The organism is Acinetobacter sp. Li1LvA2 (genome assembly GCF_056156705.1).
The window spans coordinates 253,739-275,706 of record NZ_JBSICF010000003.1 but is presented as its reverse complement, the minus strand read 5'-3'; the positions used below and the strand labels follow the sequence as shown (position 1 = coordinate 275,706).

Here is a 21,968-nt window from a genome sequence, read left to right as displayed (position 1 = left end):
TTAATTCAGCGTAGGTACACCTGCTTCACGTAAGCACTGGAGCAACACACCGAAAGCCATCACCATGTCTTTTTCATTTACACAGGCAAATCCCATCAGTAGTCCGCGCTCAGCGTGTGCGTGTGATTGCATGTAGTACTGTGAAAGGGGGCGAACTTTGACACCACGTTCAAGTGCCATGGCTGCAATCGCGACATCATCGCAAGAGTTTGGTAGTTTTAAAACTAAGTGTAATCCTGCTGCTTCGTCATATTCATGAATAAATTCGGGGCCAAGATAGCGTTTAATCAGACTGACTAAATAATCGCGTCTCTTTCCATAAAGTAAACGCATACGACGAATATGCGCTTCGTAATGACCTTCACGAATAAATTCTGCTAGGGCCTTTTGCTCAAGCAAATGCCCACCACGATACAGTTCAGCTGCCACAATACGTAGGGGTGAAAAGAGTGGTTTTGGTACCACCAAATAGCCAATTCTTAAAGATGGATAAATGGTTTTACTAAACGTGCCCATGTACAGTACAGGTGCATCATTTTCTAAGCCTTGTAATGACGGATACGGTTGGCCTGAGAAACGGAACTCACTGTCATAATCATCTTCTACAATCCAGCTATTGTGCTGACGGGCAATCTCAATCAATTTGCGTCGGCGATCTAGGCTTAAATGTGAACCCAGTGGATATTGGTGTGATGGCGTGACAAAAATGAGTTTAGGTGGTTTAACCGGATTTTCTTCGGGAATAATGCCTTCGGCATCGACTGGCATGGGTTGAATATCTACGCCATTAATACGTAAAGTGTTACGCATTCCCCAATAACCTGGATCTTCAATCCAGACGCGATCACCAATATCACTAAGCGCACGCGAAACTAAGTCAATCGCTTGGTGAATACCTTCGGTAATAATAATTTGATCTGCATCACACTGAACTGAGCGCGCAACACGCAAGTAATCTGCCAACGCACTCCGAAGCTCAATACAGCCACCAGCATTGCTGTAAATTAAACGGTTAATGTCAGGCTCTCGGCTCAGGCGAGCCTGAATGCGACTAAAAATATGATGTGGAAACTCGGTAACATCGGGTGCTCCTGGCACAAAAGCCCCCCATTGATGTGGCGAGGCTGCGGCATAGCCTAATAAGTTTGAGCCACGATTTGAGAGCGCATAAGAGTTTTGAACTTTCGGACTTGAAACTACTTTTTTCTTATTTTGTGTATTTAAAAAACTCTCTGGTAGTTTCTCGGCAACCCATGTGCCGTGTCCCGTACGAGCCTCTAAATAGCCTTCAGCTTGTAGCTGTTCATAGGCGGTAAGAACAGTATTTCTCGAAACATGAATTTCACTGGCTAAGTCACGTGAAGCGGGCAAGCGAGTTTTAGGCTGAATGACACCATCAATAATGGCACCACGCAGACAACGGAAAAGGCGCTGATGTAGTTTACCTTCGGTGTCCTGTTGGAGCCGTTGTAATAAATGATCTCCAAGTAAACTACGCAATTGGCTCTCTCCTACAGTTAAAAAATGGCTCTCGTCAGTTGCCGCCAGACGAGCGAAATTACATGCATAGGCAGTCGTTGTAAAGCACCCTGAAAATTAAGCACAGGATGCAAAAAACCAAAGCTGCAACTGATGATGAAAATATGAGGGAATCAAATGGATAATCAACATTCTGCACTTAACGCACGTAAACAGCAAGCAACTCCACGTGGTGTAGGCGTGATGTGCCAGTGGTATGCGGAAAAAGCTGAAAACGCGACGCTTTGGGACAAGGAAGGCAACCAATTTATCGACTTTGCTGGTGGTATCGCGGTTTTAAATACAGGCCATCGCCACCCTAAAGTTATTGCAGCGGTGACAGAACAACTCACTAAATTTACTCACACTGCCTATCAAGTAACACCTTATGAAAGCTATGTGGCTTTAGCTGAGCGTATTAATGAGCGTGCACCAATTGCTGGTCCTGCTAAGTCAGCTTTTTTCACAACAGGTGCAGAAGCAGTTGAAAATGCTGTGAAGATTGCTCGTTGTTACACAGGTCGTCACGGCATTATCACTTTTGGTAACGGTTTCCACGGTCGTTCATTTATGACCATGGCAATGACAGGTAAAACTGCACCTTACAAACGTGATTTCGGTGTGATGCCAGCGGGTGTGTTCCACGCACGTTACCCTGTGCCTGCTAAAGGTATTTCTGTAGACGCGGCAATTGAAAGCGTTGAAGATATTTTCAGTGAAGATATTGCACCACATGATGTTGCAGCAATTGTGCTTGAGCCAGTACAAGGTGAGGGCGGTTTCAATGTTGTGCCAGCTGAGTTCTTAAAACGTTTACGTTCAATTTGCGATAAGCACGGCATTTTATTAGTTGCTGACGAAGTGCAATCAGGTTTTGCCCGTACTGGTAAATTGTTCGCAATGAACTATTACGAGACTAAAGCAGACCTGATCACCATGGCGAAAAGCTTGGGTGGTGGCTTCCCAATTTCGGGTGTTGTTGGCCGTGCAGAAGTGATGGATGCACCAAACCCAGGTGGACTAGGTGGTACTTACGCAGGTAGCCCGATTGCGGTTGCTGCTGCGCATGCAGTGATTGATGCGATTGAAGAAGAAAACCTATGCGACCGCGCAAATGAATTAGGTGCAGAGTTGGTTGTTGCACTTAAAGATATTCAGCAAGCAACAGGCGACGTCGTAACTGATATTCGTGCTTTAGGTTCAATGGTTGCAGTAGAGCTTGAGACTGCTGAACAAGCAAAAGTTGTACAAAACTATGCAATGGAAAACGGGTTGTTACTTCTTACTTGTGGTAAATACGGTAATGTAATTCGTTTCTTATATCCATTAACCATTCCTGCTGAGCAATTCCGTCAAGGTCTTGATATTTTGAAACAAGGTTTTGCGACACTCAAAGCAGGTAGTGCAAAAGCAATGGAGCAATCTGCATGATTCAAAATACTTTGCAGTATTTATTAAAACATCCTGATATTGCGTTAGAAGCACCTGCATCAAATGACTATATCGAGGTGAATGATGCTGCTACAGGTGAAACTTTGGCATGGGTAAAAACCTATGACCGTGCAGGAGTTGAAGCCGCAATTAACCGTTCGGCAAAAGCGCAGGCCGCTTGGAAAAAGCAAACTGCCTTGGCGCGTGCTGATGTGCTATTGGCATGGTACAACCTCATGCTTGAGCACAAAGAAAATTTAGCTCAAATTTTAACAGCTGAGCAAGGTAAACCATTGGCAGAAGCACGTGGTGAAATTGGTTATGCAGCATCGTTCATACGCTGGTTTGCCGAGCAAGCTCGCCGTATTGATGGTGAAGTATTGACACCTACGTTGCCAAATCAACGTCTGCTCGTGATTAAACAAGCAATTGGTGTTACTGCTGCAATTACGCCGTGGAACTTCCCAGCTGCCATGATTACGCGTAAAGCCGGTCCAGCGATTGCTGCGGGTTGTTCAATGTTGGTTAAACCAGCAGAACAAACGCCGTTAACCGCCTATGCACTTGAAGTATTGGCTTTACAGGCAGACTTACCAGCCGATGTTTTAATTAACATTAGTGGTGATGCGGTTGAAGTCGGTAAAACACTATGCGAAAGCGATATTGTTCGTAAGTTAAGCTTTACAGGTTCAACCCAAGTGGGTCGTATCTTGATGCAACAATGTGCGCCAACTATTAAAAAGCTTTCGCTTGAACTCGGTGGTAATGCACCAGTTGTGGTATTTGACGATGCCAATCTTGAACAAGCAGTTCAGGGCATTATGGCAAGTAAATATCGTAACAGCGGTCAGACTTGTGTTTGTGCGAACCGTATTTATGTTCAAGATGGTATTTACGATGCGCTGGCAGACCGTTTGGTTGAAGCTGTGTCTAAGCTGAAAGTTGGCGATGGCCGTCAAGAAGGTTCAACTCAAGGGCCTTTAATTGATGAAGATGCGATTGCAAAAGTTCAGTCTCATATTGCAGATGCAACTGAGAAAGGTGCAACCGTTCGTATTGGTGGTCAGCGTTCGGCACTTGGTGGCACATTCTTTGAACCAACAGTTTTAACTGGTGTAACTCAAGATATGAAAGTGTCTAAAGAAGAAACCTTTGGTCCGCTTGCACCGCTATTCCGCTTTAAAACTGAAGATGAAGCAGTGGCAATGGCGAACGATACCGAGTTTGGTTTAGCTGCTTATTTATTTACTCAAAGCACAGCTCGTCAATGGCGAGTGGGTGAAGCACTTGAGTATGGAATGGTCGGCATTAACACAGGCGCAATTTCAAATGAAGTTGCTCCGTTTGGTGGCGTAAAACAATCAGGTCTAGGCCGTGAAGGTTCAAAATTCGGCATCGAAGAATATGTCGAAATGAAATACCTCTGCGTAGACTTATCTGAGTAAGGAACAAAGCGAGTTCGTTTTGTTCTGAACGAAAACATGCAGTTATGCTGTATGTGATGTTTCACAAAAACCGGTCATGCCCATTCATGACCGGTTTTTTTATTTAAGTCGGTAGATATCCTTCATGGCTTTCGGGTAAACGTCTGAGTTCTTCAATCAGGGTTTCAATGAGTTTTTCGACCACCAGACGTTGGCCTTTTCTAGACACATAAACCAGTTGTAGCATGCCAATATTCGACTTCCAGTCAGGAAGAATATGCACAAGTGTGCCTTTACGAATTTCAGATTCAACTGTTAAAAAGGGAAGGTCGGCAATGCCTAAACCATCCATCACGGCATAGTAAACACCTGCCAAGTCGTTACTTTTGATTCGTGGTTGGTAAGGCACATCAACTGATTCACCATTTCGAATATTGCATAAATGCCAAATATAATTTTGCTTTTGAGTGCCTAAGCTAATACTTGGAAAGTCTTGTAATTCAGAATAATGCTCAATGGTTCGGCCTTGTAGTAATTCAGGTGAAGCTACTAGACAGTGATCGGTTTTAATTACATCCCGAACAATTAAATTTGAATCTTCATTCGGTTCGAAATTAGTCCGAATCGCGAGGTCGATGTCATCATGCAAAATATCTACTCGACGGCTGGTCAGCTCAAGAGCAATCTCAACTTTAGGATAAGTTTTTAAAAACTGATTTAAAATTTTTCTAATTTGAAAATGCATCATTAAAGGTGGGCAGCTGACTTTTACTACTCCTTGAGGCTCACTTTTTTGCTTTAACAAAACGTTTTCTGCACATTCAACTTGGGCAATAACTTTGCAGCATTCTTCGTAGAACTCTTGGCCTAAATCGGTCACTTTAAAATGGCGGGTTGTTCTTTGAATGAGGCTAACATTAAATTTATTTTCAAGGTCAATAATGCGTCGGCTGAGCTTGGACTTACTAATATTTTCGGCTTCACTGGCCGCACTAAAGCCGCCGTGTTTTACGACTAAATAGAAATAATAAAAATCATCAAAAGAGCTTATCAATGTCAGATCAATCCATTTAAATTTAAGATTAGAGCGCTTAAGCACTCTAATCTTGGCAATTCAGCTTATTTTTGCGATGTATTAAAGCTATAGCTGGTCATCAGGTTGCGGTAATCAGGAATATGATTTGAGAAGAGAGCACCTAAGCCTTCTACGTCATTACGCCAGTCACGGTGTAACTCACATGCCATGCCGAACCAAGTCATCAGCTGAGCACCTGCTTTTGACATACGGTCCCAAGCAGCATCACGGGTTAATTCATTGAAAGTACCAGAAGCATCAGTAATCACAAACACTTCAAAGCCTTCTGCTAATGCAGATAAAGCAGGGAATGCCACACAAACTTCAGTTACCACACCCGCAATAATCAGTTGTTTTTTACCTGTCGCTTTGACCGCTTTTACAAAGTCTTCATTATCCCATGCATTGATTTGACCAGGACGTGGAATAAATGGCGCATCTGGAAAAAGCTCTTTTAATTCTGGTACTAAAGGGCCATTTGGACCGTTTTCAAAACTCGTGGTAAGAATAGTCGGTAAATTGAAATATTTCGCAGCATCTGCAAGTGCTAATACATTATTTTTAAATTTGTCTGGATCGATATCTCGAACTAAAGAAAGTAAACCTGCTTGGTGGTCAACTAAAAGAACCGCAGCATTATCCTTGTCTAAACGTACGTAATCTTGAGCCATTTTTTATGTCCTCGTGTTATCAAAATAAATAATCAAAAATTATTAAGTAGGTCATCAGTGCCTAAAATTATGCTAGTTGAGTTTGTTGTCGTGATTAAGTCTAAAAAATAGGATTAAGAATTTTAAAAATAGGACGATCTTAAAAAGAGTACCTCAAACTTTATGATTGTCTCATAGATGAAATAATGTGTTGCTAATCCTGATCTATAAACTGCAATTATTGAGGCGTAAAATCAATCTCAGTTCAAGAAAATCCTACATATATAGGAGAGATCAGATGAAGAAATTTCTTGGTGCATATCAAAATAACCACATGCATTGGGTGGGTGATGGTTTCCCTGTATATAACCTATTCTCTTATGACCGTTTAGGCCAAACCCTAAGCCCATTTTTGCTACTCGATTATGCAGCGCCTTATACCTTCTCACCAACGACCGAACAGCAAGGTGTAGGCTCGCATCCACACCGTGGCTTTGAAACAGTGACAATCGCTTATCAAGGTGAAGTGACTCATAAAGACTCAAGCGGCGGCGGCGGAACCATTAAAACAGGTGACGTACAATGGATGACTGCGGGTGCAGGCGTTTTGCATGAAGAGTTCCATTCTCCTGAGTTTGCAGAGCATGGTGGTCTTTTTGAGATGGTACAATTATGGGTAAATTTACCTGCTCATTCAAAAATGACGCCTGGAAAATACCAAGCAATTGAAGCCAAAGATATTCCAGACATTGCGTTAGACGAGCATGGTAGTCATTTGCGTGTGATTGCGGGTGAATATGCAGATTCAAAAGGTGCAGCAACGACATTTAGCCCATTAAACGTATGGGATGGTAAATTGGTCAAAGGTCAAAAACACACCCTTTATGTGCCTGAAGGACATACTACGCTTGTTGTTGTGTTAGATGGTGCAGTGGTCATTAATGATACCAACCGTCTTGAAGGTAAAACCGTTGCGATTTTATCTCGCGAAGGCGTTGAGTTTAGTTTAAATGCTGAAGAAGACACTAAATTCCTAGTCTTGACTGGCCAACCACTCAATGAACCAATCGAAGGTTATGGTCCATTCGTTATGAATAGCAAAGCCGAGATTATGGAAGCGATTGATGATTTTAATCGTGGAAAATTCGGTTCAATCATGCAAGAAGGTTAGATCTTTTAAGTCTTATTTTTCGTCATTTAAAGTAATAAAAAGCCCGCTATCAAATGTGAATAGCGGGCTTTTTCGCTGTAAAGATTCTGTTTTTATGATGGTTGGCATTGTTGTTGCGGCATTGTTTTATGTGATTTGCTTCTCATTATTGTGATGTCATGATATCGCAAAAAATAATAGTTGTAAAACGAATGATATAAATATAGTTAAATTATCTTATTTTATTTAAAAGATTTTTTTTAAATTTTCAAAAAATTTAAGGTTTTATGAGCTTCCATGTGATTGTAAGGAAATATAAAAAATGACTTTGCCAAAAAGCTAAATATTTTCTATATAAATTGATGCAAAAAATAAAAATCTGGTAGTTTTTAATACGGTGTTTTTTTGGGGTATGAGTGATAATCAAAAAAATTCTCAAAGAATGGGACATCATTTTGAATATCGCAATTATTGGCAGTGGAATGGCAGGTCTTGCGGCAGCAAGAATTCTGAAAGATGCAGGGCATACGATCACGATATTTGAAGCACTTCCTGGCCGGGGAATGGATAGCCATAGCATTGAGTTCGATGGTGGAATTATTGATGCACCGCTACGTGTGATGAATCCTCATTTATGGAAAAACACACTCAGCCTCGCTGCTCATTTAGGTATTAAAACGTTTCCAGTACGTACTTATATGTCATGTAGCTGGTTATTTGAAGATCGTACTGAAACATGGTTAACCACATCTCGTAGCCGTATTGGTAATTTCCCGATTATCAATAATCGTAAAGGCATTCAGCAATATGGCTGGCGTCTTGTAAAAGGGATGTTGCAATTAAAAACTGCAATTCATCAGTTTTTCAAATCTAAAAATCAAGATATTACTCTCGCTGAATTTATTAATCAGAACGATATAGAAGAAGTATTCTGGCATGGCGTTGTTATGCCGGTGCTCTATACAATTTGTACGTGTAATCCAAAAACAATTGGCGATTGGCCAGCAAAAAACCTACTTGAGTTTTTACGTCATTTGACCGATGGCGACATGCTTTTGCGTATGAAAGGCGGTACACCTGCATTTGTAGATAGCTTGATTAAAGGTATCGACATTCATAGCGGATCAGCGATTAAGAACGTTGAATTACAAGGTGAGAAAGTACTGGTTGAAAACAGCCAAGGTGAAAAGAACTTATTTGATCGAGTGATTGTGGCAACGCCAACGTCTAAAATTGATGAGTTTTTGAACCCTGAACAATTTGCTGAAGATATGAATTTACTTAAGCAATTCCGTTTTGAGCAAGGTGATCTTGTTATTCATACAGATGCAACAGTAATGCCACCACGTCGTAAAGACTGGTCAGTGCTGAGCTATATGATGGATCGTAAGTTTACGCGTCAGCAATTCACAGTTTGGATGAATGCGGTTGAACCATCACTTGTGGGTAAAAATCCAGTGTTCCAGACTTGGCGCCCAGTGACTGATATTGATCCTAAAAAAATCATTTCAAAAGTGACTTTAACGCGTGCAGTCGTTGACTCACAAACAGTTGCCCTAAATAAAGAGTTGCAACAACGCCATTTAGACTTAAACCGTAAAGTATTTTACTGCGGTTCATGGTCATGTGATGGCTTGCCAATTTTAGAGTCAGCAGTTACTTCTGCAATGCATATTGCTGAAATTTTAGGTGCACCTTTACCATTTGTAGGTTTAAAACCTCAGGTCGAAGTTGCTCCTGAGCTCGGTTACTGAAATTGTGAAAATAAAAGTCCGAGCAGCTCTTTCTAGGCTTATCCCTCATAAATATGCAATTGATGCATCAAGTTTGGGAGATAACGAAGAGCTTGCTTGGACAAATTTGGGTTTTTGGAAAAATACCCAAAACTACCGTGAAGCTTGTTGCCAATTGGCAGATCATTTGGCACAAGCTATCAATTTAAATTCAAAAGATCATCTCTTAGATTTAGGCTGCGGACAGGGTGCAAGTTTGTTGCACTGGCTACAGCGCTATCAACCCAAAAGCCTCAGCGCAGTCGACTTACAAGCCCAATGCGTTCATAAAATTCAAAGGCTTATTCCTGAAATAAGTCAGATTTTCTGCGGTTCATTTTTAAATTTAAAACAATTTGAATTTAAACAACACTTTGATGCTGTGTTGTGTATCGATGCCGCTTATCACAGCAATTTAAATTCATTCCTAGATTCCATCGCTCCAGTTTTAAATTCAAAAGGACGATTAGGTTTTCACTACCTAATGCGTGCCGATTCATGTCAAAACATGACCGTGTTACAAGAACAAAAGCATTGTTATTTACTCAAAGCAGCAAATGTCGCTTGGGATGCTGTACCGACTGAAAAAAAACTAAGGACTACCTTGGAAGAACAAGGTTTTGCCGATATTCAAATTGAAGATTTATCCGCGCCTGTATTACTCGGTTTTTCGCGGTATATTCAAAATCAGCAAGGACAAAATCAAAGCCGAGGATTGGCAAATTTTAAAATTCAAATGACTGCAAAGTTATGCCAACAACTCTACCAAAATGGATATGTACGTTATATTCAAATCACAGCAATAAAAAAATAGGATGAGCCATGTCAGCCAAATATCAAGGATCGTGTTTATGTGGAGCTGTGAGCTATCAAAGCGAAGCAGAACCACGTTATAGCTTTAATTGCCATTGTCGAGATTGCCAGAAAGCAACAGGTTCAGCATATGCACCCATCGCTTTTTTTCACCAATCTGAATTGAAAGTGAATGGTGAACTTAAATATTTTGAGACTTTAGGATCTTCTGGCCGACCTATTAAAAGAGCATTTTGCCCGACTTGTGGTTCTCAGCTTTTTGGCTTACCTGAAATTGCCCCTGAAATGATTTCAATACGTGCAGGTACGCTTGATGACCCAAGCCTTTATCAGCCTAGAGCAGAGGTGTTTGTGAGCCAAGCCTACGCTTGGGATACGTTGAACCCAAACCTTAAACACTTTGAAAAAATGATAGAGAAGAGCAAGAAATAAGGCTTAATTAAAGAAGCCAAATATTCCTAAAACAATCATTAAAGTAAGGCTACCAATAGCGAGAAATAATATAGTTTTTCTATATTTTAGCTGCGGCATTTTACTTACAATGAAAATAAGGCATGCCAGTATGATCACTAAGGGCTGAAAAATATTTGATGGCAAAGTAAACATCTCGTTCCTTGTTATTTTTAAATATATTTTAGAAATAAAGTAATAGGTTCATTATAGCGTTTTCTCATTTAATTGATGAACTGAACTTCTTCATAAATTCATATTTTCGTTTTTTATTTTCAGATATAGGCAAATCAATTTTGAATTTAAAAGCACTATGTACGCTTTTTCTTACATACATTCGGGAAATTGGCGTCTTTTTAGAACTCTATAAATTACCTATGATGAAATCATCAGGAACAGGAAGTTCCGAAACGTAAAACAACAATAATAAGTTTAAGCATCAGGACGTGAGGTATTACAGGAAGTGTACCTAGTAACGAAATACGAAAAAAGCCCAACAGGATGTTGGGCTTTTTTCATTTTGTATTAATAAATTTGTTTGCCACCTAATGCTGTGCAATCAACTGGCGTATTCCATTTCACGGCAGTTCCTGTAAGTACTGGACGTACAATACGCCACGGCCAGAAACCAAATCTTTGGCTTTGATGATAATTAATTACTACATCTGCACCGTATTTACGGGCAATGATCGCTAATTTAGGTTTTACTTCTTCAAAACCACCATAGGTTCCTTTCGCGGCTTTAATACGTTTAATAGATTTATAGTGCTCTGCTGAAGGAGTACCCTCAATTAAGCAAATGGGTGGGTTTGCAGTGGTTTGCATTTGAGCTTGAGACGTGGTGTCTTGAGCATATGTTGTTAAAGGCACAGTTAGAAATAAAGCAGGTAAAATAAAACGAAGTTTCATATTTTTCCGTATTGGTATCTTAATGAATTAAAGTTTATAAAATAGGTCTTATTCATATGACCTTATTTGGTGGCGAATTATAATCGTATCTTTTTAATATTTCTTATTTTAATTATATATTTTTTAATAAATTAGCAGCATTCTATTTCACTTGTTAAAAGAATAAATTCGTTTTAGAAAATTATTTTTAAGCTTAGATTTATAATAAGTATTTATCAAATTAAAAAAACATAGTTTTAGACAAGAGCTTTTTATCGAAAAAATATTCTTAATATGTTTTGCTATAAAACTATACCCGCAGCAAAAGAAATAGTTATTGAATTAGAGAAATATGAAAAATAATTTGAGGGGTGTGGATCAATAGGTCTGCACTCAATTTTTTGATAATAATTATAAATCTGTAAGTATTTCAAAACCTACAGGCAACAAAAAACCCCATAAATCAAATATTCATGAGGTTTAATGATGGTGCCGACACACGGATTCGAACTGTGGACCTACTGATTACAAGTCAGTTGCTCTACCAACTGAGCTATGTCGGCGACGTGGAATGAATTCTACAGTTTCTTAAAAAAAATACAAGCCAAAAAATGACCACTTAAATTTTTTCTATCAATTTTTAAATCTTTATGTGCTTGGACTTTAGAAATAGCTTAAGACTTCAACACATAAATAAAAGAATCAACACGTTCGCCCCTATTTAAAGTGACTTGAACAGTTACTCTTTCGTATTCTTCGCCTTCAAAGTCATCCAGTAATTTCCAGTTTGCATCTAAATGTTCTGAGCTAAAAACAAAACCTTGAACTTGATTGGTAGTTTCACCAAGTACAATTCCCGGATAGCCTAAATCTGCTCCCCAACCTTCATTATGCAGGGTTCCGGTTACCCAACCTTCTGCCCATTGTCCGCCAATATTTTCAAGTATATGTGCATTAGGACGGCCTGGGCCTAAAGTGCCATAAACAAATAAACTCGACATGTGATTTTCCTTTAACTTAAAAATTAATGCGCTTTCGCGTGTGATGTATAAACGACTAAAAATATTCCAATTAACGACAGTACAACGGTTAAGCCTACAATCGCACTCCATCCACCGTGTAACCAGAACCAGCCACCTGCTGACCCGACAATACTCGAACCCATGTAGTAAAACAGCAAGTACAGGGAACTTGCGTGGGCTTTGGCTTGTTTACTTTCGGCACCAACGGAACTACTGGTGAGTGAGTGGGTAATAAAGAAACCTGTGGTAATAAAGGCGATACCAATAATAATGCCGAAAAGAGAGCTGAGTAATGTCATGAGGCTACCCACAATCATTAAGGCAAAGCCGCTCATCATCATGGTTTTTTTACCGAAGCGATCGGCTAGCGTTCCTGCCAACGATGAAGACACCATGCCAAAGCTATACGACAAGAAAATAAGGCTAATTTGAGTTTGACTTAGTGAATAGGGCGCTCCGCTTAAACGGAAAGTGGCGTAGTTAAATAGAGTGACAAAGACACTCGTAAGTAAGAAACCAATGGCAAATAGGCGAAGTAACTTTAAATTACTTAAGTGAGTACGCCACATTTGCATGTGAAAATTTAAATTCAAACCTTTTTTCTGTACGAAATTACGCGAAGCAGGAAGTAAATTCAAAAAAGCAATTGAGCAAATAAAACAGATTGCACCAAGTAAGCCTAAAGCAGTGCGCCAAGAAAAATATTCAATCAAAATCCCCATGCCGACACGGCCCATCATTCCACCAAAAGCCGTACCTGCAATATACAAACCCATGGTTTTACCCAAGTGTTCAGGCGCGATTTCTTCGGCAATCCAAGCCATCGTTACGGCTGGTACACCGCCAAGTAATAGACCTTCTAGTGCTCGTGCTATGAGCAAACTGTGCCAGTTAGGTGTAAACATAGCCACAATATTAAGAATAGCTGCACACAGCATTGAGCTGAAGATGACACCACGACGACCAATTGCCTGAGAAAAAGCGCTCGATAGCACAATCGAAATGGCTAAAAAAGCAGTCGTTAATGACAAAGCTAAAGAGCTGCTCGCAGGGCTAATTTGGAAGCTTTGGCTAAATGCTGGCAGAAGTGGCTGTACACAATAAATCAGAGAGAAACTGGCAAAACCTACGAGGAATAAAGCAAATCCTGCATGTTTGTAGGCTTTAGTCCCTTTGTGAATCCATTCGCGGGAAAGAAGAGAAGTTGCCTCAGTGCTTAAGGTACTGGGTGTAGATGAAGAGCTCATATCATGACCATGACAGAAAGAAATAGCAGTGCTTCGAGGGGCATGCTGTATCGAGAGAATTCGATAAATTAAAATTAGCAATTTAGGTGGTATTTTTCTAATATATTTAACAATAGATCATGATATGTTTTATATATAGCGATGGAACTCAGACATATACGCTACTTTTTAGCAGTAGCAGAAGAAAAAAACTTTACCAGAGCTGCGCATCGTTTAAACATGAGTCAGCCGCCTTTAAGCATGCAAATACGGGACTTAGAGGAAGAGCTAGGTGCAGATTTATTTATCCGTTCTCCGCATGGAGTTGAGTTGACCGAAGCTGGGCTTGCCTTTTTAAATGCGATTCAGCCTGTACAACAACGTGTAGAAGATGCAGCGAACTTGGTTAAGCAGGTAGCAAATGGAGAAGTAGGCCAATTACGATTGGGTTTTACAGGTACTTCAATGTTGAACCCTCTCATTCCTAAATGCGTTCGTTATTTCCAGCAGCAATATCCGAAAGTGAATTTAAAACTTGAAGAAGCGAACACCTTGCTGCTTATCGATTTATTACTCGAAGACCGCTTAGATGTCGCGATTATTCGTTCGCCTCGCAATATTCCAGATAGTTTAATTATTCAAGAGTTATTGGCTGAACCCCTCATTGCTGCTTTGCCTTCGGAGTCTTTTAATCTAGACGATTCATCACCAGAAATTGATTTAACGGCACTCCGAGAACTTGATTTTATTGTCTCGCCACCTTCAATTAGCGCAGGGCTTTTCGATGCGATTAAACAAGCCTGTCATGAGCGCGGCTTTGAACCAAAAATTGGACAAAATGCTCCGCAAATTGTGTCAATTTTATCGTTAGTCTCTGCAAACTTAGGGGTATCTTTGGTTCCCGAGTCGACTAAACAATTGCAAATACAAGGCGTGGCTTATCGCTCTTTGAAGGCGCCAGTACCTACGGTGGGTTTAGGGCTTGCTTATAAAAAACATGCCCCTTCACAAATGGCAATTAATTTTGCCAGTGTGGTGCAAGATGTTCTCCATTTCAATTAAATATTATGAAAAGGAAGTTAAATTTTATTCACTATATAATTATTTATAGGTCTAAATTTATACAAAAAATATTTAATTTTGGTTGAAAAACAGGCTTGTGAACGAAGTTTTTATCTATAAACCATAAAAATTATTATTCTATTGTTTTTAACAAAATTTATAAAAACTTAATAATATTAAATATTCGGTAAAATTGTAAAATTTTTATATTAGTTTTATTAATAAATTAATTGGTAATTTATATTTATTCTTAATTGTAAGTAGTCAATCAATTGTTAGGGGTTTTTTGTAATTTAAATTTAAGCAAAGGTTTACTATGAATTTTTATAATTTTAATTAATTTAATGAAAATAAAATTTTATTTTTATGTCTATTTATTTTTCATCCTGTATTAAAAAATTAATATTAAATTAAACTGAATAATTATGTTTTTTTTGAGTGTTTTAATCAATTTTTAGGACATGGATTTACGTTAAAGCAAATGCTAAAATTGTGATTGATTTAGAAAGCTTAATATAAATAAAATTTTATACTCAAGGAAAATAATCAGATTTTAACTAATAGATATATTTTATTGGTGGTTAAATGTTCGATAGTTATTTGTTTTGATAGTTAAAATTAGAAATATATGAGTTGAAATTTTGATCTTATTTTTTATTAATGGTTTATATAAAATGATTGACTAATTTAAATTTTATGAAAATTTTTTTGTGTTAAATAAAAGGTTAATATCATCAAAAATAGGATTAACTACTATAGAAATTATTATTGGAGAGAAAGCTGAATGAAATAAGTGAAATTTATTTATAAAGTAATATTGAAAATTTAAATAAAGACTTAAAAATAAGTCTAATTTAAAAGTTTGTGAATGTATAAAGGAAATAAGGGTTTTTGTTGTGGTACAAATTTTAAATAATGATTTAATGTTAGCTGAGCAGATCGTAAAATTAATTTTTCATAAGCGACGTTTATTAGCAAATGACTCAGAGCAAGAGAACTTTCAAGAAGAAGCTTTTTTACATATTCAAAAAGTATTGAATTTTGTCAAAAATAAACAACCTATTCATATGATTTTACCTGCTTTTCCAGCTAAATCACCAAATAGGAAAAAAACTTTAGATATTTTCCCTGATAAAGGTGAGGAATTAGCTTTAGCAACATTGAATAAATTATGTGAAAAAATAAAAAATATTTATTCACCTGGAGCAAAGTTAACTATTTGTTCTGATGGGAGGGTTTTTGCTGAACTAGTACGAATCCCAGATGAGGCCATATCTTCTTATAAATATGATCTTATAGAGAGAGTGGGAAAACCTTATGCAGATAATATTGATTACTTTGATTTAGATGATGTTTTTCAAGATATACCAGAATATAGCACACTACGTGAAGAGTTGATGGTTCAATATGGAGAGTCATTACTAAGCTTAAAACACCGATGTAAGCAAGAAAAACCAGCAGCTGAAATGTATCGCGGGATTTGTCGCTTTTTGACTGAGGATTTTTCAGGTCTTACTGAATTCAAAGGTTGGTCAAAAAACCAGATATTGAATGTAGCTCGTATGAATGCTTACCGAGTAATTCAAAGAAGTAATGCATGGACTAATTTATTGAAAGAGCAATTCCCAAATTCGGTTCGTCTTAGTATTCATCCACAACCTCGAGTTTCAGAAAAAATTGGAATATTTTTGATGGACTCGGATGACAATTGGCGTACTCCTTGGCATTCGGTCGTTATACAAGATGATGATGGATTTACTTTAGTTCCACGACATAAAGCCGAAGAAGAAAATGCTTTATTAATCTTTAAAAACGGAAAAGCTAGCCATTATTTGCGTAATAACCAACAAGAAATGTAAGTACATATGGTTTTATATTTAGAGATTTGAATAATGTTTAGTGTAAAAGATTTGTCTCCATTTGGAGCATTAATAACGGCATCGGATGTTCATGACAATATTAATGAGATCGGTACCGAGGTTTTAAATAACTTGTTGTCTCAATATAAAGTTTTAGTATTTCGTGGATTTAAAGCGTTACCAGATCCACAATATATTAACTTTTGTGAGTCATTGGGCAATCTGATGTATTGGGAGTTTGGTGCTTTACTCAATGTAAAAATGGAACAAGATCCTAAAAACCATATTTTCTCAAAAGGCAGGGTTGAATTGCATTGGGATGGAGCTTTTGCGAAACAAACTCCAAGAATTAATGCTTTTCAGTGTACCGTATCCTCAGAAGATGGGCGAGGTGGGGAAACACTTTTTGTTGATACCACACGTATTTTGAAAGATATACCTTCTAGTCAATTAGAAGACTGGAAGAAAATTAAGCTATCTTATTCGACTGAAAAAAAAGCACATTATGGCGGCTCAATTGATGTAAACCTCATTGAAAACCATCCTCATAAAGGCCATTCAGTTATCCGGTTTATTGAAATCGAAAATGAAGATAATCAGGAAGTGAATCCTGTACAGCTCTCCATTAAAAATACAAATCATCAACCCGTAGAATCACAAGAAATTGTTCAGTCAATTACAGAGATTTTATATGACCCTAAATACATGTACCAACATCAGTGGGTTAGTGGTGATTACATGTTGATTGATAATAATTCAGTATTACATGGCCGTGCAAAAGTTGAGGGTAATGTGAATCGACATTTAAAACGTGTCCATATCTTGTAACTAATTGATAGAAAACAAATCGATGGAAAATGTTAATGGATCAAGTGCTTCAGCTGAAGTTATTAGGACAGATTTTCCATTGAGTAGGTGGTGATTCTGCTTATCAGCAGAATCATTGCCTAGATTGCTCAAAGGTTTTTAGCTCAAATGGAATCACTAGGTGAAATTCTAGCCGGAATTATAATAGGACCTAGTATATAGGGACTCTTTTACCAAATGTATTTGTCTCATTTCTGAAGTGATGTGTAGTAAAAAAATTAAAAATTTCCGTATGGGAGTTGCAGAAATTGAAAACTCTGTACAATCAGGTGTAGAAATTTTCTTAGCGGCTTATCTTGTCTAACACTATCTTTTCTTCTTATAAAATTTGAATAATGAGCTACTTCAAATTTACAAGTGACTCATCATCATTTTCCTCACTTTAGAAGTTTATAAACCATTAAAAAAAGCACAAATAGAAAAATCTATTTGTGCTTTTAAGCTATAAATTTTTAGTTCTATCGAGCTAAATAAATTTAGCTTTTCACTCTAAACCAAGCAGCATAGAGTGCTGGGACAAAGAATAAAGTAAGTATCGTTGCTACTGCTAAACCACCCATAATCGCAATTGCCATTGGGCCCCATAATGTGGAAAGTGTAAGAGGAATCATTGCTAAAATTGCTGCTAAAGCTGTCAATAGAACAGGACGAGTACGACCTACAGTGGCTTGAATAATCGCTTGTTCTGGTGTTTGACCGGTAGAAATATTTCTATCTATCTGATCAACTAAAATAACCGAATTACGCATAATCATACCAGCTAGAGCAATTACTCCTAATGTGGCCACAAAACCGAATGGTGCACGAGTAATCAATAAGGCTAGGCTTACTCCGATCATGCCAAGTGGAGCTGTTAATACCACCATAAACATGCGACTGAAGCTTTGCAGTTGTAGCATCAAGAATATTGCCCAAAGTAGTAACATCACCGGCATAACAGATTGAATAGCTGCATCTGCTTTAGCACTTTCTTCAATAGTTCCTCCAGTTTCAATACTGTAACCAATGGGTAACATTTTACGAAGATCATTTAGCATCGGTTCTATTTGCTTTGAGACATCTGGTGCTTGAGCACCAGACACGTCAGCACGGACGCTGAGAGTTGGTAAACGGTTACGTATCCAGATTCCTCCTTCTTCTAATACAGGTCTGAGTTCAGCGACTTGATCTAGAGGAATATTTTTTCCATTTGATGCACGAATCGTAATTTGGCCCATTTGAGCTGTATCAAGCCGATTATCTGCTTTCGCTCTTGCTACGACATCAATTAACTCTGTGCCTTCTCGTATCTGAGTAACTGTATAACCACTTAATAACATTTGTAAGGTACGTGAAATATCTTGCGAGCTTACTCCTAAACTACGGGCACGTTCCTGATTAATAATAAATCTGATGGCTTTACTACGTTCGTTCCATTGAAAATTGACATCACGTACATTTGGATGCTGACGCATAATGTCGCGAACTTCAGCAGCAATTTCACGAACTTTTTCAGGATCTTTACCACGGACCCTAAACTGTACAGGGTAACCAACAGTGGGACCTAGCTCTAAACGATAAACCCGTGTTCGAATATGAGGGAATTGCTGAATGAGACGATTATGTAGATCAGAAGTTAATTGGCTCGCTTGTTCAATATCTTTTGGATAAACAATTAACTGTGTATAATTATTTTTAGGTGTTTCTGGATCAAGAGATAGATAAAAACGAGGAGAACCACTTCCTACATAAGCTGTGTAATCTCGGACCCGTTGATCACTGGAAAGTAATTTTTCAACCTGTTTCGTTGCGTTTAAGGTTGCCGTGTAACTAGCACCTTCTTCGAGCTGTACATCAATTAGAATTTCTGCACGCGGTGAATCTGGAAAGAATTGTTTAGGAACGAATTGAAATGCAACTAAAGCGAGAACAAAGCTGAGAACAGTGGTCAGTAAAACCCATTTCCTTTTTTTGACGCACCATGCAATTTTACGACTAAACCATTGAGAAAGTTTATCTCTGTATGAATTTTTCGAGGAATGAGAATGATGTGGCTGTACTTTGGGAAGTAAAATTGTGCCTAAAAAAGGAGTAAACAGTACTGCTACAAACCAAGATACAATTAAAGAAATTCCAACCACCCAAAAAATTGATCCGGTAAACTCACTTGTTGAAGATAAGGCAAAGCCAACTGGAACAAAGCCCGCCGCTGTAATTAAAGTACCTGTTAGCATGGGAAAAGCTGTATTACTCCATGCAAAACTCGCAGCTTTAAAACGGTCTAGACCTTCTTCCATTTTGACTTGCATCATTTCAACAGCAATAATCGCGTCATCGACTAACAAGCCTAAGGCAATAATAAGTGCACCTAAGGAGATTCTTTGTAAATTTATATCTAGGCGCCACATAAAGAAAAAGGTAATACCCAAAACTAGAGGAACAGATAAAGCAACCACAATCCCTGTCCGCACGCCTAAAGCAAATAAACTGACGGCAAGAACAATGCCTAAAGCTAGAATAAAGTGTCCGAGAAATTCGTTAACTGAATGCTCAACGAGACTAGGTTGATCTACTACTTTTTCAATAAAAATACCCGCAGGTAAGTTTTCTTGTACCTCTTTAATACGTTGATCGAGATGTTTGCCCAAAGAAAGAATATCGCCTTTTTCTGTCATTGAAACAGCAAGACCAGTGACACGTTCACCATTTCGTCTCATAGACATTTGTGGGGGATCGATAAACCCTTTATCAATATGAGCAACATCCCCTAAATGAATATTGTGTGTTCCGACTTGAACTACGATATTTTTTAAGTCTTGTACGGTTTTTACATCTCCATCAACACGAGCATATATACGGGCATGAGGACCTTCAAAAGTTCCTGCTGGTTCGACTGCATTTTGTTTTTGTAATTCATTAACTAAGTCTAAGGGAGAAATACCCAATTGAGCTAACTTGGCATAATTGAACTCAATATAAAAGCGAGGTTCTTGAACGCCTAATAGAATGACTTTGGAAACATCGGGAACCTGAAGTAAATGGTCTCTTGTAGAAAGAAGAACCTGTTTCATTTGGACATCATCAAATCCATCAGCATGAAATGCGTAAATAGACCCAAAGGTATCTCCAAAGTCATCATTAAAAAATGGTCCTTGGATATCTTGAGGCAAATTTTGCCGTATGTCGTTTACTCGTTTACGTGCTTGATACCAACTTTCTTCAATTTGACTTTTACGTGTCCAGTCTTTCAGAACTAAAAAGATGGTTGCTTGTCCTGGGCGTACATAACTTTGTACATAATCATAATTCGGTACTTCTTGAAGTGTACGCTGAATTTTTTCAACAACCTGTTGTTCTAAATCTCGTGTAGTAGCGCCTGGCCAATTTACATCTATTGTCATGACCTTTATCGTTAAATTTGGATCTTCAGCGCGCCCTAATTTAAAATAAGCTACAGTACCTAAAAGAAGAGAAAGTAGCATCGCGAAAATAATTAATGTTCGATGCTGGAGTCCCCAACTGGATAAGTTAAATCCTTTCACGGTAACCTCCCATCCCATGCTTTTACAGCCATCTTGCTATCGAGACGATGTACGCCAGCCGTAACAATTTGTTCACCCACCTGAATACCATTGGCAACCGTAATAGTTTCAGTATTGATTTTGCTAAGTTTAACTGGACGAAGCTGAAGATTTTTTGCACCATGGGGTAATATCCAAACGGCTGTTTGTTGTCCTTTTTGGAAGAGGGCACCAATAGGTAAAATAATCTGTTGATCTACATTCTTATTTAAAAAATGGACTGTTGCTGTCATACCTAATTTAGCTGCAGCTGGTAAATTTGATATAGAGATTCGAACACGATAAGTACGACTATTTGGATCTGCAACAGTCGCTATTTCACGCACATGACCCGTAAAAGTATGGTCAGATAAGCTAAGTAATTTGATGCTGACCGGTTGGTCTATTTTGATTTCATTAACCTGACTTTCAGGAACATCTATCTGTACTTCATTTTCACCATTTTGAGCTAATTTAAATATAGGCGTGCCAGCTGAAACAACCTGTCCACTTTCTGCTTGAACTTCTGCAATTGTTCCTACTGCTGGTGAACGTAAAGTTGTATAACTTAAATCGTTTTGTGCCCGATCAAGGCGACTTTGTGCTGCATTTACTTGTGCTTGAGTGTTTTGATATAAGTTTTCGAGACTATCGAGATCGGATCGTGAAATAGCGCCTATGTTAACCAGACTACGATTACGTTGAAGATCTCTTTGTAGTCTTGTGAGAGTGCTTTGTGCTTGATGCAATTCAGCAGTTGCTTCCTGAATACTAAGTCTAAACGGAGTATCGTCTAACTGGGCCAAGGCTTGATTTTTTGTAATAGAAGCTCCTGTATCTACTAGACGTTTAATGATACGACCTGCTACCCGAAAAGAAAGTTGGCTTTCAACTCTAGGTACAATATTTCCTGAAAAAGATAAATTAGAGAGCTCACTGGCAGGATGAGCTGTGGTGAGTTGAACAGCAATAACCTTTTCTGGCTCTTCGGTTTTATTACTACAACCAACTAGGGGGAGAATACTTACAAGAAATAAAATTATAAAAATCATGTAGATGTTTGTTTCTAATGATTTTAATTGATTTTTAAACTCAATCGGAGGCATTTCGTAGATCCTTAAAGGGATTTTTAAACAACTAAAGTTTTCAGAGGAATATTTTTGTACTGGTTCGCAAAATATTTGAATTTTGTACTGTTTTGTATAAAATAGTCAATAAATTT

Annotated in this window: 17 protein-coding genes and 1 tRNA gene; 9 read left to right on the top strand and 9 right to left on the bottom strand. The window is 38.2% G+C overall.

Annotated features, from left to right (window positions below):
- Positions 1-1,500: a MocR-like pyridoxine biosynthesis transcription factor PdxR gene (gene pdxR / locus ACS604_RS08630; RefSeq protein WP_238612255.1), complete on the bottom strand. Its 1,500-nt coding sequence runs from the start codon at positions 1,498-1,500 to the stop codon at positions 1-3.
- Between the two features lie 156 nt (positions 1,501-1,656).
- Here pdxR and gabT point away from each other — a divergent pair, with 156 nt between their 5' ends.
- Together gabT and ACS604_RS08620 are read left to right on the top strand one after the other, a co-directional pair.
- Entirely contained in the window at positions 1,657-2,949 is a 1,293-nt protein-coding gene (gene gabT, locus ACS604_RS08625; protein WP_004789969.1) for a 4-aminobutyrate--2-oxoglutarate transaminase, read from the top strand.
- Entirely contained in the window at positions 2,946-4,394 is a 1,449-nt protein-coding gene (locus ACS604_RS08620; RefSeq protein ID WP_474771272.1) for an NAD-dependent succinate-semialdehyde dehydrogenase, read from the top strand. The genes gabT and ACS604_RS08620 overlap by 4 nt, the downstream gene beginning before the upstream one ends.
- A 103-nt stretch (positions 4,395-4,497) precedes the next feature.
- Here ACS604_RS08620 and ACS604_RS08615 read toward each other — a convergent pair whose 3' ends face one another.
- Both ACS604_RS08615 and ycaC read right to left on the bottom strand, forming a co-directional pair.
- Positions 4,498-5,472: a LysR substrate-binding domain-containing protein gene (locus ACS604_RS08615; RefSeq protein WP_288420888.1), complete on the bottom strand. Its 975-nt coding sequence runs from the start codon at positions 5,470-5,472 to the stop codon at positions 4,498-4,500.
- A 20-nt stretch (positions 5,473-5,492) separates the two neighbouring features.
- A complete protein-coding gene (gene ycaC, locus ACS604_RS08610; protein ID WP_002052204.1) occupies positions 5,493-6,119 on the bottom strand; it encodes an isochorismate family cysteine hydrolase YcaC in 627 nt (208 codons plus the stop codon).
- 277 nt (positions 6,120-6,396) lie between these two features.
- On the opposite strand from ycaC, the gene ACS604_RS08605 reads away from it, so the two are divergent.
- The 4 genes from ACS604_RS08605 to ACS604_RS08590 all read left to right on the top strand — a co-directional run bounded on the left by ACS604_RS08605 (position 6,397) and on the right by ACS604_RS08590 (position 10,265).
- Positions 6,397-7,269: a pirin family protein gene (locus ACS604_RS08605; RefSeq protein ID WP_151963791.1), complete on the top strand. Its 873-nt coding sequence runs from the start codon at positions 6,397-6,399 to the stop codon at positions 7,267-7,269.
- Positions 7,270-7,703: 434 nt separating this feature from the next.
- Positions 7,704-9,002 (top strand): FAD-dependent oxidoreductase, encoded by a 1,299-nt coding sequence (locus ACS604_RS08600; RefSeq protein WP_004789961.1) that lies wholly within the window; start codon positions 7,704-7,706, stop codon positions 9,000-9,002.
- Positions 9,003-9,006: 4 nt separating this feature from the next.
- Positions 9,007-9,834, top strand: coding sequence for an SAM-dependent methyltransferase (locus ACS604_RS08595; protein WP_474771269.1), 828 nt, complete (start codon positions 9,007-9,009; stop codon positions 9,832-9,834).
- 8 nt (positions 9,835-9,842) lie between these two features.
- Positions 9,843-10,265: a GFA family protein gene (locus tag ACS604_RS08590; RefSeq protein WP_004789959.1), complete on the top strand. Its 423-nt coding sequence runs from the start codon at positions 9,843-9,845 to the stop codon at positions 10,263-10,265.
- Between the two features lie 543 nt (positions 10,266-10,808).
- Here ACS604_RS08590 and ACS604_RS08585 read toward each other — a convergent pair.
- The 4 genes from ACS604_RS08585 to sxtP all read right to left on the bottom strand — a co-directional run bounded on the left by ACS604_RS08585 (position 10,809) and on the right by sxtP (position 13,440).
- The gene (locus tag ACS604_RS08585) at positions 10,809-11,192 is read right to left on the bottom strand and encodes a hypothetical protein (protein ID WP_004789957.1); all 384 of its coding nucleotides are present in this window, start codon (positions 11,190-11,192) and stop codon (positions 10,809-10,811) included.
- 466 nt (positions 11,193-11,658) lie between these two features.
- A tRNA-Thr gene (locus ACS604_RS08580) sits at positions 11,659-11,734 on the bottom strand.
- A 111-nt stretch (positions 11,735-11,845) separates the two neighbouring features.
- On the bottom strand, positions 11,846-12,172 hold the full coding sequence (locus tag ACS604_RS08575; protein ID WP_474771268.1) for a gamma-glutamylcyclotransferase family protein: 327 nt from the start codon (positions 12,170-12,172) through the stop codon (positions 11,846-11,848).
- 23 nt (positions 12,173-12,195) lie between these two features.
- Complete coding sequence (sxtP, locus tag ACS604_RS08570) at positions 12,196-13,440, bottom strand: multidrug efflux MFS transporter SxtP (protein WP_474771266.1); 1,245 nt, start codon at positions 13,438-13,440, stop codon at positions 12,196-12,198.
- A gap of 141 nt (positions 13,441-13,581) precedes the next feature.
- On the opposite strand from sxtP, the gene sxtR reads away from it, so the two are divergent.
- The 3 genes from sxtR (at position 13,582) to ACS604_RS08555 (ending at position 17,168) form a co-directional block, all read left to right on the top strand.
- On the top strand, positions 13,582-14,481 hold the full coding sequence (gene sxtR, locus ACS604_RS08565; RefSeq protein WP_474771264.1) for a multidrug efflux pump transcriptional activator SxtR: 900 nt from the start codon (positions 13,582-13,584) through the stop codon (positions 14,479-14,481).
- An 896-nt stretch (positions 14,482-15,377) separates the two neighbouring features.
- Positions 15,378-16,340, top strand: coding sequence for an isocyanide synthase family protein (locus ACS604_RS08560; protein ID WP_151963797.1), 963 nt, complete (start codon positions 15,378-15,380; stop codon positions 16,338-16,340).
- A 33-nt stretch (positions 16,341-16,373) separates the two neighbouring features.
- Positions 16,374-17,168 (top strand): TauD/TfdA family dioxygenase, encoded by a 795-nt coding sequence (locus ACS604_RS08555; protein WP_474771263.1) that lies wholly within the window; start codon positions 16,374-16,376, stop codon positions 17,166-17,168.
- A gap of 515 nt (positions 17,169-17,683) precedes the next feature.
- Here the strand turns inward: ACS604_RS08555 and ACS604_RS08550 are convergent.
- Together ACS604_RS08550 and ACS604_RS08545 are read right to left on the bottom strand one after the other, a co-directional pair.
- Positions 17,684-20,728 carry an efflux RND transporter permease subunit gene (locus ACS604_RS08550; protein ID WP_474771261.1) on the bottom strand — a complete coding sequence of 1,015 codons (3,045 nt, stop codon included), beginning with the start codon at positions 20,726-20,728 and terminating at the stop codon, positions 17,684-17,686.
- The gene (locus tag ACS604_RS08545) at positions 20,725-21,852 is read right to left on the bottom strand and encodes an efflux RND transporter periplasmic adaptor subunit (protein WP_151963800.1); all 1,128 of its coding nucleotides are present in this window, start codon (positions 21,850-21,852) and stop codon (positions 20,725-20,727) included. The genes ACS604_RS08550 and ACS604_RS08545 overlap by 4 nt, the downstream gene beginning before the upstream one ends.
- Between the last annotated feature and the right edge of the window lie 116 nt (positions 21,853-21,968).

Coding starts and splice junctions, on each gene's coding strand:
- gabT (WP_004789969.1), top strand. CDS start 1,657: ATGGATAATCAACATTCTGCACTTAACGCACGTAAACAGCAAGCAACT.
- ACS604_RS08620 (WP_474771272.1), top strand. CDS start 2,946: ATGATTCAAAATACTTTGCAGTATTTATTAAAACATCCTGATATTGCG.
- ycaC (WP_002052204.1), bottom strand. CDS start 6,119: ATGGCTCAAGATTACGTACGTTTAGACAAGGATAATGCTGCGGTTCTT.
- ACS604_RS08605 (WP_151963791.1), top strand. CDS start 6,397: ATGAAGAAATTTCTTGGTGCATATCAAAATAACCACATGCATTGGGTG.
- ACS604_RS08590 (WP_004789959.1), top strand. CDS start 9,843: ATGTCAGCCAAATATCAAGGATCGTGTTTATGTGGAGCTGTGAGCTAT.
- ACS604_RS08585 (WP_004789957.1), bottom strand. CDS start 11,192: ATGAAACTTCGTTTTATTTTACCTGCTTTATTTCTAACTGTGCCTTTA.
- ACS604_RS08575 (WP_474771268.1), bottom strand. CDS start 12,172: ATGTCGAGTTTATTTGTTTATGGCACTTTAGGCCCAGGCCGTCCTAAT.
- sxtP (WP_474771266.1), bottom strand. CDS start 13,440: ATGAGCTCTTCATCTACACCCAGTACCTTAAGCACTGAGGCAACTTCT.
- sxtR (WP_474771264.1), top strand. CDS start 13,582: ATGGAACTCAGACATATACGCTACTTTTTAGCAGTAGCAGAAGAAAAA.
- ACS604_RS08555 (WP_474771263.1), top strand. CDS start 16,374: ATGTTTAGTGTAAAAGATTTGTCTCCATTTGGAGCATTAATAACGGCA.
- ACS604_RS08545 (WP_151963800.1), bottom strand. CDS start 21,852: ATGCCTCCGATTGAGTTTAAAAATCAATTAAAATCATTAGAAACAAAC.